The following is an 18,061-nucleotide window of genomic DNA, read 5'->3' on the forward strand; positions in this document are numbered from 1 at the left end:
CCGCCACCAGCACACGAACACACACGAGGGACCAGCCCCGGTTATGACGGTAGACCCGCAGACTCCGAACGCGCCGCGCTTCGGCGTCAACTACACCCCCAGCGTCGGCTGGTTCCACCACTGGCTCGACTTCGACCTCGACGCCGTGCGGGCCGACCTGGACTCGATCGCCGCGCTGGGCCTGGACCACGTGCGGGTCTTCCCGCTGTGGCCGCTGTTCCAGCCCAACCGCACGCTGATCCGTCCGCGCGCGGTGGAGCAGCTGGTGGCGCTGGCCGACGCGGCCGGCGAGCGCGGGCTGGACGTGAACGTCGACGGCCTGCAGGGCCACCTGTCCAGCTTCGACTTCCAGCCGGCGTGGGTCACCAGCTGGCACCGCCGGAACATGTTCACCGATCCGGACGTGGTGTCCGGCGAGGCCGAGTACCTGCGGACACTGGCCGCGGCGCTGGCCGACCGCCCCAACTTCATCGGCATGACGCTGGGCAACGAGACCAACCAGTTCTCCGGCGACCCGCACCCGGACCCGGACCGGATCACGCCGGCGCAGGCGGCGGCGTGGCTGGACCGGCTGCTCGAGGCCTGCGAAGAGGGCGCGCCGGGCAAGTTCCATCTGCACTGTTCTTATGACGCCGCCTGGTACCTCGACGACCATCCGTTCACCCCGGCGCACGCCGCTCGGCACGGCGCCGCGACCGCGATCCACTCCTGGGTGTTCAACGGCACGCAGCAGCGCTATGGCTCGGAATCGACCGCGGTGGCGCACCACGCCGAGTACATGATCGAGCTGTCCAAGGCCTGGGCCGTCGACGCGCGCCGGCCGGTGTGGCTGCAGGAGGTCGGGGCGCCGCAGCCGCACATCCCGGCCGACCGGGCCGCCGAGTTCACCCGCGCCACCGTGGCCAACGCGCTGGACTGCCCGGACATGTGGGGCGTCACCTGGTGGTGCTCGCACGACGTGGACCGCGCGCTCGCCGACTTCCCCGAGCTGGAGTACAGCCTGGGCCTGCTGACCAGCGCCCGCGAGCCCAAGCCGGCCGGACTGGAGCTGGCGAAGATCGTCGGGGAGGCCCGCGCGTCCTGGACGCCGCCGAAGCCGCGCACCACCGCGCTGGCCGTGGACCTGCCCGAAGAGGTCGCGGAGCGGGCCACGTGCGCCCCCGGCGGCCGCTTCTACGAGGCGTTCATGCGCCTGGTCGACCTCGGCGTGCGGCCCGCCGTTGTCTTGGCCGGGCTCGCGGGGGATAAGAATCATCTGACTGCGCGCGGCATCACCGAGGTGCTGACGGTCGAGGACGTTTGGAGCAAGAGCGATGCACGATAACCGGGCCTTGGTGGAGCACCGACTGAAGCGCGTCCTGGAGGAGCGCATCGTGCCGGCGATCTACCCGGAGTCGGTGCCGCTGACCGCCTCGATCTGGGTGGCGCCGGGTGAGCCGGTGCCGGTGGCCGAGGGCCTGGCCGCGCCGCGCGAGCCGATCGCCGTCGGCGCCAAGTGGGGCGCGCCGTGGGGCACGAGCTGGCTCACCGTCGAGGGCACGGTGCCGGCCGCGTGGGCCGGCAAGACGGTCGAGGCGATCATCGACCTCGGCTTCGACAAGAACATGCCCGGCTTCCAGTGCGAGGGCCTGGTCTACCGGCCCGACGGCTCGCCCGTGAAGGGCCTGAACCCGCGCAACCAGTGGGTGCGAGTGGCCGAGCACGCGAGCGGCGGCGAGACCGTGCTGCTGCACGTCGAGGCGGCGTCGAACCCGGTGATCCTGGACTACCACCCCTTCCTGCCGACGCTGCTCGGCGACAAGGAGACCGCCGGCGACCAGCCGCAGTACCAGCTGGAGCGGCTGGATCTGGCGGTCTTCGACGAGACGGTGTGGAACCTGGTCGCCGACCTGGAGGTGCTCGGCGAGCTGATGGCCGAGCTGCCCGAGGACTCGGCGCGGCGCCACGAGATCGTGCGCGCGGTGGAGAAGGCGCTGGACGCCGTCGACCTGCAGAACGTGAACGCGACCGCGGCGGCGGCGCGGGAGTGCCTGGTGGCTGTGCTGTCCGCCCCGGCCGTGCCGTCGGCCCACAAGATCTCGGCGGTCGGCCACGCGCACATCGACTCGGCGTGGCTGTGGCCGCTGCGTGAGACCGTCCGCAAGGTCGCGCGCACCACGGCGAACATGACCGCGCTGCTGGCCGACGAGCCGGACTTCATCTACACGATGTCGCAGGCCGCGCAGTACGACTTCATCAAGACCCACCGCCCCGAGGTCTACGAGAAGGTCAAGAAGGCGGTCGCGGACGGCCGCTTCGTCCCGGCCGGCGGCATGTGGGTGGAGTCGGACACGAACATGCCCGGCTCGGAGGCGATGGCCCGGCAGTTCGTGCACGGCAAGCGCTTCTTCCTGGACGAGTTCGGCGTCGAGAACGACGAGGCGTGGCTGCCCGACACCTTCGGCTTCGCCGGCGGGCTGCCGCAGATCATCAAGGCCGCCGGGTCGAAGTGGCTGCTGACGCAGAAGATCTCCTGGAGCCAGGTCAACAAGTTCCCGCACCACACGTTCCTGTGGGAGGGCATCGACGGCACGCGGATCTTCACCCACTTCCCGCCGATCGACACCTACAACTGCTCGATGAAGGGCAATGAGATCGCGCACGCCGCGCGCAACTTCAAGGACAAGGGCCGGGCCTCGGTGTCGCTGGCCCCGACCGGCTGGGGCGACGGCGGCGGCGGGACCACCCGCGAGATGATCGCCAAGGCCAAGCGGATGAAGGACCTGGAGGGCTCGGCGAAGGTCGAGTGGGAGAAGCCCGCGGACTTCTTCGCCAAGGCCGAGGCCGAGTATCAGAACCCGCCGGTGTGGGTGGGGGAGCTGTACCTGGAGCTGCACCGGGCGACGCTGACCAGCCAGGCCGGGACGAAGCAGGGGAACCGGCGCAGCGAGCACCTGCTGCGCGAGGCGGAGCTGTGGGCCGCGACGGCGGCGGTGCGCAACGCGTTCGAGTACCCGTACGCGGCGCTGGACCGGATCTGGAAGACGGTGCTGCTGCACCAGTTCCACGACATCCTGCCGGGGTCGTCGATCGCGTGGGTGCACCGTGAGGCGGAGGCGACGTACAAGCGGCTGGCGGAGGAGCTGGAGGGGATCATCGGCGGGGCCCAGGCCGCGCTGGTGGCCGACGGCGACGGCGAAGTCCTGTTCAACAGCACGCCGCACACCCGTTCCGGGGTCGGGGCCGGTGCCGCCGCCGCGGTGGCCGCCGCCGAACCGGTTGCGGCCGAGCCCCGCGCCGAGGGCGGATACGTGCTCGACAACGGATTGGTGCGGGTCGAGGTCGACGGCCGCGGCCTGGTGGTGTCGGTGGTCGACATCGAGAGCGGTCGCGAGACGGTTCCGGCCGGGTCGGCGGCGAACCTGCTCCAGATCCACCCGGATTTCCCGAACATGTGGGACGCCTGGGACGTCGACGAGTTCTACCGCAACACCGTGACCGACCTGACCGACGCCGAGTCGGTGGCGGCGGTTCCCGGTGGGGTGCGGGTCACCCGGGCGTTCGGGGACTCCCGCGTGGTGCAGACGCTGACCGTGGCGCCGGGTGCCAAGCGCGTGGACATCGCCACCGAGGTGGACTGGCACGAGACCGAGAAGTTCCTGAAGCTGGCTTTCCCGCTGGACATCCACGCCGACCGCTATGCGTCGGAGACCCAGTTCGGTCACATCTTCCGGCCGACGCACACCAACACCTCGTGGGAGGCCGCGAAGTTCGAGGCCTGCAACCACCGGTTCGTGCACTTCGAGGAGCCGGGCTGGGGCGTCGCGCTGGTCAGCGGGTCCACCTACGGCCACGACGTCACCCGCACAGTGCGCGAGGACGGCGGCACCACGACGACCGCGCGCATCTCGCTGCTGCGCGCCCCGCGTTTCCCGGACCCGGAGACCGACCAGGGCGTGCACCGCTTCCGGCACGCGCTGGTGGTCGGCGCGGGCATCGGCGACGCGGTGCGTGAGGGCTTCGCCGTGAACCTGGCCGAGCGGCGCGTCGCGGGCGCGGGTGCGGTCGAGCCCCTGTTCACCATCGACAACGACGCCGTCACCGCCTCCGCGATCAAGCTCGCCGACGACGGCAGCGGCGATGTCGTCCTGCGCGTCTACGAGTCGCACGGCGGCCGGGCCTCGGCGTTCGTCACGCCGGGCTTCGACGTCTCGGGTTTCGAGACCTGCGATTTGCTTGAGCGGCCGATCAGCCGAGAGGGTGTGGCGGTGGCCACAGAGGGTGCCGGGCTCCGGTTGAACTTGCGGCCGTTCCAGCTCGTTACCCTGCGCTTCGCCCGTACGACCGGCTCCTCGGAGGCCTGAACCGCATGAACGTCCTTCCCCCTTATGCCGCCGAGCCGGAGCGCTATGACGGCCGGATGCCGTACCGGCGGAGCGGGGCCAGCGGGCTGAAGCTGCCCGTGGTGTCGCTCGGGCTGTGGCACAACTTCGGCGACGGCAAGCCGCTGGACGAGCAGCGCGCGATCCTGCGGCGGGCGTTCGACCTCGGGGTGACGCACTTCGATCTGGCGAACAACTACGGGCCGCCCTACGGCTCCGCCGAGATCAACTTCGGGCGGGTGTTCGCGCAGGACTTCCGGCCGTACCGGGACGAGGTCGTGATCTCGACCAAGGCCGGCTACGACATGTGGCCGGGGCCGTATGGGGAGTGGGGCTCGCGCAAGTACCTGCTGGCGTCGCTGGACCAGTCGCTCACCCGAATGGGCCTGGACTACGTCGACATCTTCTACTCGCACCGCTTCGACCCGGAGACTCCGCTGGAGGAGACGATGGGTGCGCTGGCTTCGGCGGTGCAGCAGGGGAAGGCGCTGTACGTCGGCATCTCCTCCTACAACTCGGAGCAGACGCGGCGGGCCGCCGAGCTGCTGCGGGGGATGGGGGTGCGGGCGCTGATCCACCAGCCGTCGTACTCGATCCTGAACCGGTGGATCGAGGAGGACGCGCTGCTGGACGCGACCGAGGAGACCGGGATGGGCTGCATCGCGTTCAGCCCGCTGCAGCAGGGGCTGCTCACGTCGCGCTACCTGGACGGGACCGTTCCGGCCGGCTCGCGCGCGTCGATCGGCCGCTTCCTGTCCAAGGACCACCTGACGCCGGAGCTGCTCACCCGGCTGCGCGGCCTGAACGAGCTGGCCGGCAAGCGCGGGCAGTCGCTGGCGCAGATGGCCACCCAGTGGGTGTTCCGCGACCCGCGGATGACGTCGGCGCTGATCGGGGCCTCGTCGGTGACGCAGCTGGAGGAGAACGTGGCCGCGGTGTCCGGGCCGGAGTTCTCGTCCGAGGAACTGGCGGCGATCGACGAGCTGGCGCTGGGCTGAGGCCCGCCGCCGGGCAGACCCGCCTGAGCAAGCCGCCGCCGAGCTGGGGATCCTGAGCCCCCAGTTCGGCGGCTTCTCCCATCTGAGAGCATCCGGAGGAAGTGTGTACGCGGCCATCGACATCGGCGGCACGAAGATCGCGGTGGGCCTGGTCGACCGGCAGGGCGACCTGCTGGCCCGGCACGAGCACCCGACGCCCGCCGAGGAGCCGATGACCGCGGTCGAGTCCCTGCTCGGCCGGCTCATGGCCGATCCCCGGTGGGAGCGGGTACGCGCCGTCGGCATCGGCAGTGCCGGTCCCATCGACGCGGCCAAGGGCACCGTCTCCCCGGTGAACATCCCGGCTTGGCGCGACTTCCCGCTGGCGGCCCGCGTCGCCGACCTCACCGGCCGCGAGGTGACCCTGGCCGGCGACGGCGTCGCGATGGCGGCCGGCGAACACTGGCGCGGCGCCGCGAAGGGCCGCGAGAACGTCGTCTGCATGGTGGTCTCCACCGGCGTCGGCGGCGGCCTGATCCTCGGCGGACGGCTGCGGCCGGGCCCGAGCGGCAACGCCGGGCACATCGGCCACATGTGCGTGGAGCTGGACGGACCGCCGTGCCCGTGCGGCGCGCGCGGCTGCGTGGAGGTGATCGCGAGCGGCACGGCGATCGCCGCGCGGGTCGGCAGCCCGTCCGCGGCGGAGGTCGCGCAGGCGGCTCGCGCGGGCGATCCGGCGGCGTCGGCGTCCTTCGACCTGTCGGCCAAGGCCCTGGCGGCGGCGATCGCGGGGACCGCGGCCCTGGTCGACATCGAGGCCGCGGTGATCGGCGGCGGCGTCGCGAAGGCGGGGGAGCTGTTGTTCGGGCCGCTGCGCGAGCACTTGAAGGAGTACGCTCGGCTGTCGTTCACCCGCGAGGTCACGGTGCATCCGGCGGCCCTCGGCGGCGACGCCGGCCTGATCGGGGCGGCGGCGCTCGTGCGGCATGCCGAACCCGAACGCGCGGCGTGAATTACGTCACACCCGCGTGACTTATTAGGCCCACCTTACTTGGTACGCGGGAACGAATAAAGGCACACTGGTGTTGTGGAAAGCGTGCCGAGCCAGACCGTCAGCGTGTCGTCGCCTGCCGACGATGCTTCTGACCTGCACGTCGGCACCCGGAACCGGGTCGCGCGCTCCATTCTCGCCAACGGTCCTTCGACGGCTGTCGACCTCGGCAAGCGGTTGAAGATGACCCCCGCGGGGGTTCGGCGACACCTGGATGCGCTGCTCGCCGAGAACCTCGTCGAGGCGCGGCAGCAGCGGACCTACGGCCAGCGCGGCCGGGGGCGTCCGGCGAAGGTGTTCGCGCTCACCGATCGAGGGCGGGGCGTCTTCTACCAGGCGTACGACCAGTTGGCCGTCGACGCTTTGAAGTTCCTGGCGGACAGTGTCGGGAATGAGGCTGTGGAGGCGTTCGCGCGCAGGCGTGTCGCCGAGCTTGCCGATCGTTTCCGTGAGCGGCTCGACGGTGTTCCCGCCGACGAGCGGCCCGCACTGCTGGCCAAGCTCCTCACCGAAGAGGGGTACGCAGCCACGTTGCGCGAGTCCGGCCTGGCGCCGGCCGCCGGCGGGCAGCTGTGCCAGCACCACTGCCCGGTGGCGCATGTCGCCGAGCAGTTCCCGCAGCTGTGCGAGGCCGAGACCGAGGCCTTCGCCGAGCTGCTGGGAACCCATGTCCAACGACTCGCGACCATCGCCCACGGCGACGGCGTCTGTACGACCTTCATCCCGATGACGAGCGCCACCGGGACCAGCAAGAGCACCGAGGCTTCCGGAGGGAACGCATCATGACCACCACCTCGCACGAGCAGCTCGAAGGCCTTGGGACCTACGAGTACGGCTGGGCCGACCCGGACGTCGCCGGGGCGTCGGCGCGCCGTGGCCTGAACGAGGACGTCGTCCGCGACATCTCCGCGAAGAAGAACGAGCCGCAGTGGATGCTCGACATGCGGCTGCGCGCGCTGCGTCTGTTCGAGAAGAAGCCGATGCCGGTGTGGGGTGCCGACCTCGGTGGCATCGACTTCGACAACATCAAGTACTTCGTCCGCTCCACCGAGAAGCAGGCCGCTTCCTGGGACGAGCTGCCGGAGGACATCAAGAACACGTACGACAAGCTGGGTATCCCGGAGGCGGAGAAGCAGCGCCTGATCGCCGGTGTCGCCGCGCAGTACGAGTCCGAGGTCGTCTACCACCAGATCAACAAGGAGCTGGAGGAGCAGGGCGTCGTCTTCCTGGACACCGACACCGCTCTGAAGGAGTACCCGGAGCTGTTCCGCGAGCACTTCGCGACGGTGATCCCCTCCGGCGACAACAAGTTCTCCGCGCTGAACACCGCGGTGTGGTCCGGCGGGTCCTTCATCTACGTCCCCAAGGGCGTGCACGTGAAGATCCCGCTGCAGGCCTACTTCCGCATCAACACCGAGAACATGGGCCAGTTCGAGCGGACCCTGATCATCGCCGACGAGGACTCCTACGTCCACTACGTCGAGGGCTGCACCGCCCCGATCTACTCCTCGGACTCGCTGCACTCGGCGGTCGTGGAGATCGTGGTGAAGAAGAACGCCCGCGTGCGGTACACCACCATCCAGAACTGGTCGAACAACGTCTACAACCTGGTGACCAAGCGCGCGGCCGCGCAGGCCGGCGCCACCATGGAGTGGATCGACGGCAACATCGGCTCCAAGGTGACGATGAAGTACCCGGCCGTGTGGCTGCTCGGTGAGCACGCCAAGGGCGAGACGCTGTCCGTCGCCTTCGCCGGCGAGGGCCAGCACCAGGACGCCGGCGCCAAGATGGTGCACGCCGCGCCGCACACCTCCTCGACCATCGTCTCCAAGTCGGTGGCGCGCGGCGGTGGCCGCACCTCCTACCGCGGCCTGGTCCAGGTGCAGGAGGGCGCGCACCACAGCAAGTCCACCGTGAAGTGCGACGCGCTGCTGGTCGACACCGTCTCCCGCTCGGACACCTACCCCTACGTGGACGTCCGCGAGGACGACGTGTCCATGGGCCACGAGGCGACCGTCTCCAAGGTCAGCGAGGACCAGCTGTTCTACCTGATGAGCCGCGGCCTGACCGAGGACGAGGCGATGGCGATGATCGTGCGCGGCTTCGTCGAGCCGATCGCGCGCGAGCTGCCGATGGAGTACGCGCTGGAGCTCAACCGGCTCATCGAGCTGCAGATGGAGGGCGCGGTCGGCTGACGCGCCCGCTGGACCCGAGACGAGTAGTAGACCCACCCGAAGAGCAGAGATACGGGACGTTGATGTCTGACCCGCAGAACCAGGTTGGCGCCAAGACGGCCGCCGCCGTGACCGTGAACGAGCCGGGCGCGGGCAACCGCCTGGCCGGCCCGGGCACCGGCCGTGCCGTGAGCCAGCCGACCGACGCGCGCGTGGAGCGCCACACGTCTTTCGACCCCGCGGACTTCCCGGTGCTGACCGGCCGCGAGGAGGACTGGCGCTTCACCCCGCTGAAACGGCTGCGCGGGCTGCACGAGAGCCCCTCGGCCGACGGCAAGGTGGGCATCGAGGTCAAGGCGCCGGAGCCGGTCGCGGTGGAGACCGTGGGCCGCGACGACGCCCGGCTGGGCAAGGCCGGCGCGCCGGTGGACCGCACCTCGGCGCTGGCGTGGGCGCACTTCACCGAGGCCACCGTCATCACCGTCCCGCAGGAGGCCGAGATCGCCGAGCCGGTGCGGGTGACGCTGACCGGCACCGGCGGCACCGCCTTCGGCAACCTGCTGGTCGACGTCAAGCCGTTCGCCAAGGCGGTCGTGGTCCTGGACTACCAGGGCAGCGCCACCTACTCGGAGAACGTGCAGTTCCTGGTCGGCGACAGCGCCTCCCTGACCGTCATCGCGCTGCAGGACTGGGCCGACGACGCGGTGCACCTGTCGCAGCAGCAGACCAGTCTCGACCGGGACGCGCGCTTCCAGTCCATCAACGTCAGCTTCGGCGGCGACCTGGTCCGGATCACGCCGCAGGTGGCCTACACCGCGCCCGGCGGCGACGCCGAGCTGCTCGGCGTCTACTTCGCCGACGCCGGCCAGCATCTGGAGGCGCGGCTGCTGGTCGACCACAGCGCCACGCACTGCAAGTCCCGCGTGACCTACAAGGGCGCGCTGCAGGGCCAGGACGCGCACACGGTGTGGGTCGGCGACGTGCTGATCCGCGCCGAGGCCGAGCAGACCGACACCTACGAGCTCAACCGCAACCTGGTCCTCACCGACGGCGCGCGCGCCGACTCGGTGCCGAACCTGGAGATCGAGACCGGCGAGATCGTCGGCGCCGGGCACGCCAGCGCCACCGGCCGGTTCGACGACGAGCAGCTGTTCTACCTGCAGGCCCGCGGCATCCGCGAGGACGAGGCGCGCCGCCTGGTGGTGCGCGGCTTCTTCGCCGACGTGATCGGCCGGATCGGCATCGCCGAGCTCGAAGAGCGGCTGATGGCCAAGGTGGAGGACGAGCTCGCCGGGGCCGTGGCGTGAGCGGCCAGCAGAGCACGGCCCAGACCTGGATCCGGGCGTGCGGCGTCTCGGAGGTGACCCCGGACCTGCCGAAGGCGGTCGTGGTCGGCGAGACCCCGGTGGCCCTGGTGCTGCACGAGGGCGAGTTCTACGCCATCCACGACGTGTGCTCGCACGCGAACGTGGCCCTGTCCGAGGGCGAGGTAGTGGACTGCGAGATCGAGTGCTGGCTGCACGGCTCGATGTTCGACCTGAAGACCGGCAAGCCGTCGAGCCTGCCGGCCACGGAGCCGGTGCCCGTGTACCCCGTGAAGATCGAAGGCGATGATCTGTACGTCGCCGTCAAGGAGGCGTAAGAGAATGGCCACTCTGGAAATCAAGGACCTGCACGTCACCGTCGAGGGCGAGAACGGCCCCCGCGAGATCCTGCGCGGTGTGAACCTGACCGTGAAGCAGGGTGAGACGCACGCCATCATGGGCCCCAACGGCTCCGGCAAGTCCACTCTCGCCTACTCCATCGCCGGACACCCGAAGTACACGATCACCCAGGGCACCGTCACCCTGGACGGCGAGGACGTCCTGGCGATGACCGTGGACGAGCGCGCCCGCGCCGGCATGTTCCTGGCGATGCAGTACCCGGTGGAGATCCCCGGCGTCACCGTCTCCAACTTCCTGCGCACCGCGGCGACCGCGATCCGCGGCGAGGCCCCGAAGCTGCGCACGTGGGTCAAGGAGGTCAACGGGGCGATGGAGGCCATCCAGATGGACAAGGCCTTCGCCGAGCGCAACGTGAACGAGGGCTTCTCCGGCGGTGAGAAGAAGCGCCACGAGATCCTGCAGATGGAGCTCCTGAAGCCGAAGATCGCGATCCTCGACGAGACCGACTCCGGCCTGGACGTGGACGCGCTGAAGACGGTCTCCGAGGGGGTGAACCGGGTCCGCGAGTCCGGGGAGGTCGGCACGCTGCTGATCACGCACTACACGCGGATCCTGCGCTACATCAAGCCGGACCACGTCCACGTCTTCGCCGACGGCCGCATCGTGGAATCGGGTGGCCCGGAGCTGGCCGACAAGCTGGAATCCGAGGGTTACCAGAGCTATGCAGTAGAGGCTGGAGCCTGATCCCTCATGATTGTCACCCCTCAGTTCCTTGACACGGACCGGATCCGCGAGGACTTCCCGATCCTGCACCGCACCGTGCACGGCGACAAGAAGCTCGTGTACCTGGACAACGCGGCGACCTCGCAGTCTCCGCGCCAGGTCATCGACGCGATCGTCGAGTACTACTCGCTGCACAACGCCAACGTGCACCGCGGCATCCACGTGCTGGCCGAGGAGGCGACGGCGCTGTACGAGGGCGGCCGCGACAAGGTGGCCGCGTTCATCAACGCCCCGCGCGAGGAGGTGGTGTTCACCAAGAACTCCTCCGAGGCGCTGAACCTGGTCGCCAACGTGCTGGGCTGGGCCGGCGAGCCCTACGGCATCCGCCCCGGCGACGAGATCGTCATCAGCGAGATGGAGCACCACTCCAACATCGTGCCGTGGCAGCTCACCGCCGAGCGCATCGGCGCGAAGCTGCGCTGGTTCGGGATCACCGACGAGGGCCGCCTGGACCTGTCGAACCTGGACGAGCTGATCAACGAGCGCACCAAGGTGGTCTCGCTGGTCCACATCTCCAACATCCTGGGCACCGTCAACCCGATCGAGACGATCGTGAAGCGGGCCCACGAGGTCGGCGCGCTGGTGGTGCTGGACGCCTCGCAGTCCGCGCCGCACATGCCGCTGGACGTCACGGAGCTCGGCGCCGACTTCGTCGCCTTCACCGGGCACAAGATGCTCGGCCCGACCGGCGTCGGCGTCCTGTGGGGCCGCCGGGACCTGCTGGAGGAGCTCCCGCCCTTCCTCGGCGGCGGCGAGATGATCCAGACCGTCACCATGGAGAAGTCCACCTACGCCGGCCTGCCGCACAAGTACGAGGCCGGCACGCCGCCGATCGCCGAGGTCGTGGCGCTCGGCGCGGCGGTGGACTACCTGGACGCGATCGGCATGGAGAACGTGGCCGCCCACGAGCACGCGATCACCGAGTACGCGCTCAAGCGGCTGCAGGAGGTCGACGGCCTGCGGATCATCGGCCCGAGCACCAACGAGGACCGCGGCGCGGCGATCTCGTTCACCCTGGGCGACATCCACCCGCACGACGTCGGCCAGGTGCTCGACGAGCACGGCATCGCCGTCCGGGTCGGCCACCACTGCGCGCGGCCGGTCTGCGTGCGGTTCGGAATTCCCGCGACCACGCGGGCGTCGTTCTATCTGTACTCCACGCCCGCCGAGGTCGACGCCCTCGTCGACGGCCTGGACCAGGTGAAGCGGTTCTTCGGAGTCTGAAAGGCGCGAAGGGGAAGGCTGGGAAGCGACAGATGCAGCTGGAATCGATGTACCAGGAGATCATCCTGGACCACTACCGCAACCCGCACCACAAGGGTCTGCGGGAGCCGTTCGCCTCACAGGTGCATCACGTGAACCCCACGTGCGGCGACGAGGTGACCATGCGCGTCGACCTGGACGGCGACGTGATCAGCGACATCTCGTACGAGTCCCAGGGCTGCTCGATCAGCCAGGCCTCGGCCTCGGTGCTGGCCGACCTCCTCATCGGCAAGAGTGTGGAGCAGGCGCGGGAGGTCCAGGAGACCTTCCTGCAGCTGATGCAGTCCAAGGGCGAGGGCCACGAGTTCGCCGAGGCGCATGAGGAGGTGCTGGAGGACGCGGTCGCGTTCGCCGGCGTCTCCAAGTACCCGGCGCGCGTGAAGTGCGCCCTGCTGTCGTGGATGGCGTGGAAGGACGCGACCGCCCAGGCGCTCGGGTCCGAGGACAAGAGCGGAGTGAAGGCATGAGCACGGCGGAGAGCGCGATCGCGCCGGTGGAGGACGTCACCGAGGCGCTGCGCGACGTGGTGGACCCGGAGCTGGGCATCAACGTCGTGGACCTCGGCCTGGTGTACGGGCTGACCGTGGACGACGCGAACATCGCGGTCGTCGACATGACGCTGACCTCGGCGGCCTGTCCGCTGCAGGACGTCATCGAGGACCAGATGCGGATGGCGCTGGACGGTCTGGTCGCCGACTTCCGGGTGAACTGGGTCTGGATGCCGCCGTGGGGTCCGGACAAGATCACCGACGACGGGCGCGAGCAGCTGCGCGCGCTCGGGTTCAACGTATGAGGGTTCTGCGTTCCAACGACTGAGACTCCTGATTCGGAGGGCTCGGAGGGTGGACGTGCGCCGCCCGGTCCGTGATGGATCGGGCGGTTTTGCATGGCGTGGAACCCGCGGCGATAACGGTTCAGCCGCCGCACTCGCCAAATGCATGTGCATTTGACCCTTGCGTAAAGGCCGGTACCTGTGGGTAGGTTGGTACTTGTTGAAGTAACGAGATGGTCAAGTGCCGCGTGTTCAAAGGGGGAGCTTGTGTCCGCCACCCGTCAGCTCACGGACAAGGGCCGGGCGTCGTGCCTGCTGGCCGTCCATCTCATTCTGCAGCGGCCCGACGACGGCCGTGTGCTGCTGGGTCTGCGCAAGGGCAGCGTGTGGGGCGCGGGACGCTGGCACGTGCCGGCCGGACACGTCGAGTCCGGCGAGGACGCGATGCAGGCTCTGGTCCGTGAGGCGCGCGAGGAGCTCGGCGTGCGCATAGACCCGGGTGACCTCGAGCACGCTGTGACGGTCCACCACCGCGAGGCCGGGGGCGAGCCCCGCATGCAGTTGTTCTTCACCGCCAGCCGCTGGTCCGGCGGCCCGGTGAACGCCGAGCCCGGCAAGTGCGAGCAACTGGGCTGGTTCAAGGTCGACGAGCTGCCCTCCGCCACCGTCGGCTACACCCGCACCGCGTTGAGCTCGTGGCGGGCCGGACGCTCGTTCGCGGTCTGCTGGCGGGACAGCAAGCGGGTGGACCGCGGCCTGGGCAGCCGTCTCATAGCGGGTCTGCAGGCGATCTGAGTCACAGTGCCGGTGATAGTCACAGTGCCGGTAATACCGATGGACCGGAGCACGCGCGGCGCCCCGTAAAATAGTGCGTCGTGATCACCGCCACCGACGTCGAGCTCCGGGCCGGCAGCCGCATCCTGATCGAGAAGGCCTCCTTCCGGGTCGGCCCCGGCGACCGCATCGGCCTGGTGGGCCGCAACGGGGCCGGCAAGACCACGCTCACCAAGACCCTGGCCGGTGAGACGATCCCGGCCGCCGGCACGATCACCCGCTCCGGGCAGGTCGGCTATCTGCCGCAGGACCCCCGCACCGGCGACCTGGACGTGATCGCGCGCGACCGGATCCTGTCCGCCCGGGGGCTGGACGACATCCTGCGGCGGATGGGCGAGAACGAGAAGCGGATGGCCTCCACCGACCCGGCCGTCCACGACAAGGCGATGCGCCGGTACGCGCGGCTGGAGGACGAGTTCCTCGCCGCCGGGGGATACGCCGCCGAGTCCGAGGCCGCGACCATCGCCGCGGCCCTCGGTCTGCCGGACCGCGTGATGAGCCAGCCCCTGCACACCCTGTCCGGCGGTCAGCGCCGCCGGGTGGAGCTGTCCCGGATCCTGTTCGGCGACAACGAGGTGCTGCTGCTCGACGAGCCGACCAACCACCTCGACGCCGACTCGATCGTCTGGCTGCGCGACTTCCTGAAGAGCTACAAGGGCGGGTTCATCGTCATCTCCCACGACGTGAACCTGGTCGAGCAGTGCGTGAACAAGGTGTTCCACTTGGACGCCAACCGCGCGGCCATCGACTACTACAACATGGGCTGGAAGCTCTACCTCAAGCAGCGCGAGGATGACGAGCGGCGCCGCAAGCGCGAGCGCGCCAACGCCGAGAAGAAGGCCGCGGCCCTGCACGCGCAGGCCGACAAGATGCGGGCCTCGGCGACGAAAACCGTCGCGGCGCAGAACATGGCACGGCGGGCCGACCGGATGCTGGCCGGGCTGGAGGAGGTGCGGCAGTCGGACAAGGTGGCCAAGCTGCGCTTCCCGACGCCGTCGCCGTGCGGGAAGACCCCGCTGATGGCCACCGGGCTGTCCAAGTCCTACGGGTCGCTGGAGGTCTTCACCGACGTCGACCTCGCCGTGGACCGCGGCTCGAAGGTCGTCATCCTGGGCCTGAACGGGGCCGGCAAGACCACCCTGCTGCGCCTGCTCGGCGGCGTCGAGGAGGCGGACACCGGCCAGGTCGAGAAGGGCCACGGGCTCAAGCTCGGCTACTACGCGCAGGAGCACGAGACCCTCGACCCGGAGCGCACCGTGCTGGAGAACATGCGCAGCGCGGCCCCGGACCTGGACCTGGCCGACGTGCGCAAGACCCTCGGCTCGTTCCTGTTCTCCGGCGACGACGTCGACAAGCCGGCCGGCGTGCTCTCCGGTGGGGAGAAGACGCGGCTCGCGCTGGCCACCCTGGTCGTGTCCACCGCCAACGTGCTGCTGCTCGACGAGCCCACCAACAACCTGGACCCGGCGTCGCGGGCCGAGATCCTGGGGGCGTTGGGCACGTATGAGGGTGCTGTGATCATGGTGACCCACGATGAGGGCGCGGTGCTGGCCCTGGGCCCGGAGCGGGTCATCCTGCTGCCGGACGGTGACGAGGACCTGTGGAGCGAGCAGTACCTGGACCTGGTTTCGCTGGCTTAGCGCGGGGGCGTTCGCGTCGCTGTAACCAAGGGGGCTGATTTCCCCCGAGATCTGGATCATGTGATATCGGGACAAACCGGTGTGATCCACTCGTCGGATCGGGCGACGTGACATTGATGTTATGGGCAACATCGCCGAATCGGTGGCCAAGAGCGCTGCGAGGGGTGATCATGTGTACCTAGAGCGCACATCCACTCCAGGAGGCACGTGTGGCCGAGACTCTCAAGAAGGGCAGCCGGGTCACCGGCGACGCGCGGTCGCAGCTCGCTGTCGACCTCAAGGCGAAGTACGAGGCGGGTGAGTCGATCCGTGCCCTCGCGCAGTCGACGGGCCGTTCGTACGGGTTCGTGCACCGGATGCTCAGCGAATCCGGTGTGACCCTGCGGGGTCGGGGCGGCGCGACGCGCGGCAAGGCGAAGACCGCCTGATCTGCGTAAGCGCGTGCGAGGGGCGGGGTGCGTGATGGGCACCCCGCCCCTCGCCATGTCGGCGCTCCAGGTCCAGCCGACCCCTCCATTGTGCGGACCCGCGGTGGCAGAACAAGTTACTCACGGGTAGTCTCGCTTTCCGGCACGCTGCCGCAGACCACAGGAGAGCGCGATGAGCTGGGACGACACGACACGCCGGGCCGCCGAGGCCGGGATCGACGCGGTGCTCGACGGGGAGACCGCCACCATCACCCTGAACCGGCCCGAGAAGCGCAACTCGCAGACGCCCGCGTTCTGGGCCGCGCTCACCGAGCTCGGCGCGGCGCTGCCCGGCACCGTGCGGGTGGTGGTGCTGCGCGCCGAGGGCAAGTCCTTCTCGGCCGGCCTCGACCGGTCGATGTTCGAGAACTTCGCCACCTTCGCCGCCGCCTCGGACGCCGAGGTCGACGCCACCATCGACGGATATCAGCAGGCGTTCACCTGGTGGCGTCGCAATGACCTGATCACCGTCGCCGCGGTGCAGGGGCACGCCATCGGCGCCGGCTTCCAGCTCGCCCTGGCCTGCGACATCCGGATCGCCGCCGAGGACGCGCTGTTCTGCATGAAGGAGCCGGCTCTCGGGCTGGTGCCGGACCTGGCCGGGACACAGCCGCTGGTGGACGCGGTCGGCTACTCCCGGGCGCTGGAGATCGTGGCCACGGCGCGCAATGTCGACGCCGCCGAGGCGCTGCGCATCGGCCTGGTCAACCACGTGGTGCCCGGTGCGGAGCTGCACGCCGCGGCCGCCGGGCTCGCCGCGGACCTGCTCGCCGCCCCGCGCGGGGCGGTCACGGAGTCGAAGGCTCTGCTGCGGGCCGCGTCGGGGCGTCCGTACGACGAGCAGCGGGCTGCGGAGCGGGCGGCTCAGACCCGGCGGTTCCGGGACCTGGCCGGGACGGGAGAGTCCTGAGACTCCAGTCGCGGGACCGCCAGAAGTCGGCGACCAGCAGCAACGCCATCGGGTACATCGGCACGAAATAGCGCAGCGAGGTGCGCCCGGTGGCGTCCAGCACGCTGAGGAACGCGCAGGCCAGGGCCGAGCCGACGACCATGGCCGCGTAGACGCTCCGGAACCGCCAGACGATGCCGGCCGCGGTCAGCAGCCACAGCACCTGCAGACCGTGGTCGCCGGCGAAGGCTCCCCGGAACTCGCGGGCGAACATGTCCACGACCAAGCCCGGGATCTTGCCGAGGGTCTGGCCCAGATGCGCCTTGACGTAAGCCACGTTGCCGAGGTGGTTCACCTCGGAGTAGTGGCGCAGCTCGTTGAACGGGAACAGCACGGTCACCAGGCCCACGGCGGCGATCCCGACGCCCGCCGCGACCAGCGCCGGACCGCTCCACACGTTCGCGCGGCCCCACGTCTTGGTGCGCAGGGCGGTCCACAACCAGGCGAAGACGATCGCGGCGGCGGGCACCGGGACGGTCTGCCGCGTGAAGGCCAGCACCACCAGCAGGACGCCGATCCAGAGCAGGTCGCGGCGGGTCGTGGTCCGGTCCAGCGGCAGCCGGGTGAGAATCAGGACGATGAGCAGCACGGCCAGCGACTCGGTGTAGAGGCCGGTCTGGAAGAACCAGAACGCGTAGGCTATTTGGTACAGGACCAGCAGCACCAGCGCGAGCTGCACGTCGAACAGGCGGGTCAGCAGGCGCATCGCGACGTACAGGAACCCCATCGCGCACAGCAGGGACACGATCCAGATGCCCTTGGCGCCGAAGACCCAGACGAACGGCACCGCCAGGAACGAGTAGAAGAAGCGCGGCGCCTCCAGGTTGTGCGCCCCGGCACCGGGCTGTCCGGCGATGCCGGTCAGGGTGCCGCGTATGCGCTCTACGGTGTCCTCCTGGTGGAAGAACACGCCGGTCTGGCGCAGGGCCTCGTCGGTGGAGTGCCCGGCGAACTTCAGGGCGGCGGCCACGTAGTACAGGGCGTCGCCGTCCCACAGCTTCACCCGGCTGTGCCACCACCAGTACTCCGTCACGAAGACCACGAGCAGGATCAGCCACGCGGCGATGGGGACCTCGCCGCGGGCTCGCAGGCCCAGGCGCCGGAGCTTGTCCATGGGTGAGGGACC

General features: G+C 69.8%; 16 protein-coding genes. All 16 read left to right on the plus strand.

The annotated features are described in order from the left end of the window. Window positions 1-43: 43 nt before the first annotated feature. The 16 genes from ABD466_RS04140 (at window position 44) to ABD466_RS04215 (ending at window position 16,896) form a co-directional block, all read left to right on the plus strand. Window positions 44-1,324: a glycoside hydrolase 5 family protein gene (locus ABD466_RS04140; RefSeq protein WP_344655560.1), complete on the plus strand. Its 1,281-nt coding sequence runs from the start codon at window positions 44-46 to the stop codon at window positions 1,322-1,324. Next, window positions 1,314-4,343 carry an alpha-mannosidase gene (locus ABD466_RS04145; RefSeq protein WP_344655561.1) on the plus strand — a complete coding sequence of 1,010 codons (3,030 nt, stop codon included), beginning with the start codon at window positions 1,314-1,316 and terminating at the stop codon, window positions 4,341-4,343. Before ABD466_RS04140 ends, ABD466_RS04145 begins: the two co-directional genes overlap by 11 nt. A 5-nt stretch (window positions 4,344-4,348) precedes the next feature. Continuing rightward, window positions 4,349-5,359 carry an L-glyceraldehyde 3-phosphate reductase gene (gene mgrA / locus ABD466_RS04150; protein WP_344655562.1) on the plus strand — a complete coding sequence of 337 codons (1,011 nt, stop codon included), beginning with the start codon at window positions 4,349-4,351 and terminating at the stop codon, window positions 5,357-5,359. 103 nt (window positions 5,360-5,462) lie between these two features. Then, a complete protein-coding gene (locus tag ABD466_RS04155; protein WP_344655563.1) occupies window positions 5,463-6,350 on the plus strand; it encodes an ROK family protein in 888 nt (295 codons plus the stop codon). Window positions 6,351-6,434: 84 nt separating this feature from the next. Continuing rightward, the gene (locus ABD466_RS04160; protein ID WP_425558535.1) at window positions 6,435-7,175 is read left to right on the plus strand and encodes a helix-turn-helix transcriptional regulator; all 741 of its coding nucleotides are present in this window, start codon (window positions 6,435-6,437) and stop codon (window positions 7,173-7,175) included. Next, window positions 7,172-8,584 carry a Fe-S cluster assembly protein SufB gene (sufB, locus tag ABD466_RS04165; RefSeq protein WP_344655564.1) on the plus strand — a complete coding sequence of 471 codons (1,413 nt, stop codon included), beginning with the start codon at window positions 7,172-7,174 and terminating at the stop codon, window positions 8,582-8,584. The genes ABD466_RS04160 and sufB overlap by 4 nt, the downstream gene beginning before the upstream one ends. A 62-nt stretch (window positions 8,585-8,646) precedes the next feature. Then, window positions 8,647-9,870, plus strand: a complete 1,224-nt coding sequence (gene sufD, locus ABD466_RS04170; RefSeq protein WP_344655565.1) for a Fe-S cluster assembly protein SufD — start codon at window positions 8,647-8,649, stop codon at window positions 9,868-9,870. After that, the gene (locus ABD466_RS04175; protein WP_344655566.1) at window positions 9,867-10,205 is read left to right on the plus strand and encodes a non-heme iron oxygenase ferredoxin subunit; all 339 of its coding nucleotides are present in this window, start codon (window positions 9,867-9,869) and stop codon (window positions 10,203-10,205) included. The genes sufD and ABD466_RS04175 overlap by 4 nt, the downstream gene beginning before the upstream one ends. Window positions 10,206-10,209: 4 nt before the next feature. Continuing rightward, window positions 10,210-10,971, plus strand: a complete 762-nt coding sequence (gene sufC, locus ABD466_RS04180; protein ID WP_344655567.1) for a Fe-S cluster assembly ATPase SufC — start codon at window positions 10,210-10,212, stop codon at window positions 10,969-10,971. Window positions 10,972-10,977: 6 nt separating this feature from the next. Continuing rightward, window positions 10,978-12,234: a cysteine desulfurase gene (locus ABD466_RS04185; RefSeq protein WP_344655568.1), complete on the plus strand. Its 1,257-nt coding sequence runs from the start codon at window positions 10,978-10,980 to the stop codon at window positions 12,232-12,234. A gap of 32 nt (window positions 12,235-12,266) precedes the next feature. Then, window positions 12,267-12,740, plus strand: a complete 474-nt coding sequence (gene sufU, locus ABD466_RS04190) for a Fe-S cluster assembly sulfur transfer protein SufU (protein WP_344655569.1) — start codon at window positions 12,267-12,269, stop codon at window positions 12,738-12,740. Next, window positions 12,737-13,066 (plus strand): metal-sulfur cluster assembly factor, encoded by a 330-nt coding sequence (locus ABD466_RS04195; protein WP_344655570.1) that lies wholly within the window; start codon window positions 12,737-12,739, stop codon window positions 13,064-13,066. Before sufU ends, ABD466_RS04195 begins: the two co-directional genes overlap by 4 nt. Before the next feature lie 246 nt (window positions 13,067-13,312). Next, window positions 13,313-13,840: an NUDIX hydrolase gene (locus ABD466_RS04200; protein ID WP_344655571.1), complete on the plus strand. Its 528-nt coding sequence runs from the start codon at window positions 13,313-13,315 to the stop codon at window positions 13,838-13,840. An 80-nt stretch (window positions 13,841-13,920) separates the two neighbouring features. Next, the gene (locus ABD466_RS04205; protein ID WP_344655572.1) at window positions 13,921-15,519 is read left to right on the plus strand and encodes an ABC-F family ATP-binding cassette domain-containing protein; all 1,599 of its coding nucleotides are present in this window, start codon (window positions 13,921-13,923) and stop codon (window positions 15,517-15,519) included. Between the two features lie 209 nt (window positions 15,520-15,728). Beyond that, window positions 15,729-15,947, plus strand: coding sequence for a helix-turn-helix domain-containing protein (locus ABD466_RS04210; protein ID WP_344655573.1), 219 nt, complete (start codon window positions 15,729-15,731; stop codon window positions 15,945-15,947). A gap of 172 nt (window positions 15,948-16,119) precedes the next feature. Beyond that, window positions 16,120-16,896: an enoyl-CoA hydratase/isomerase family protein gene (locus ABD466_RS04215; RefSeq protein ID WP_344655574.1), complete on the plus strand. Its 777-nt coding sequence runs from the start codon at window positions 16,120-16,122 to the stop codon at window positions 16,894-16,896. Window positions 16,897-18,061: the final 1,165 nt, after the last annotated feature.

Origin of the sequence: Catenulispora subtropica, assembly GCF_039531675.1 — a bacterium.
GTDB lineage: Bacteria > Actinomycetota > Actinomycetes > Streptomycetales > Catenulisporaceae > Catenulispora > Catenulispora subtropica.

Excerpts from the sequence above, each read along its gene's own strand:
- ABD466_RS04195 (WP_344655570.1), top strand. The coding sequence starts at position 12,737 with ATGAGCACGGCGGAGAGCGCGATCGCGCCGGTGGAGGACGTCACCGAG.
- ABD466_RS04215 (WP_344655574.1), top strand. The coding sequence starts at position 16,120 with ATGAGCTGGGACGACACGACACGCCGGGCCGCCGAGGCCGGGATCGAC.
- ABD466_RS04145 (WP_344655561.1), top strand. The coding sequence starts at position 1,314 with ATGCACGATAACCGGGCCTTGGTGGAGCACCGACTGAAGCGCGTCCTG.
- sufB (WP_344655564.1), top strand. The coding sequence starts at position 7,172 with ATGACCACCACCTCGCACGAGCAGCTCGAAGGCCTTGGGACCTACGAG.
- sufC (WP_344655567.1), top strand. The coding sequence starts at position 10,210 with ATGGCCACTCTGGAAATCAAGGACCTGCACGTCACCGTCGAGGGCGAG.
- ABD466_RS04140 (WP_344655560.1), top strand. The coding sequence starts at position 44 with ATGACGGTAGACCCGCAGACTCCGAACGCGCCGCGCTTCGGCGTCAAC.
- ABD466_RS04185 (WP_344655568.1), top strand. The coding sequence starts at position 10,978 with ATGATTGTCACCCCTCAGTTCCTTGACACGGACCGGATCCGCGAGGAC.
- sufU (WP_344655569.1), top strand. The coding sequence starts at position 12,267 with ATGCAGCTGGAATCGATGTACCAGGAGATCATCCTGGACCACTACCGC.
- mgrA (WP_344655562.1), top strand. The coding sequence starts at position 4,349 with ATGAACGTCCTTCCCCCTTATGCCGCCGAGCCGGAGCGCTATGACGGC.
- sufD (WP_344655565.1), top strand. The coding sequence starts at position 8,647 with ATGTCTGACCCGCAGAACCAGGTTGGCGCCAAGACGGCCGCCGCCGTG.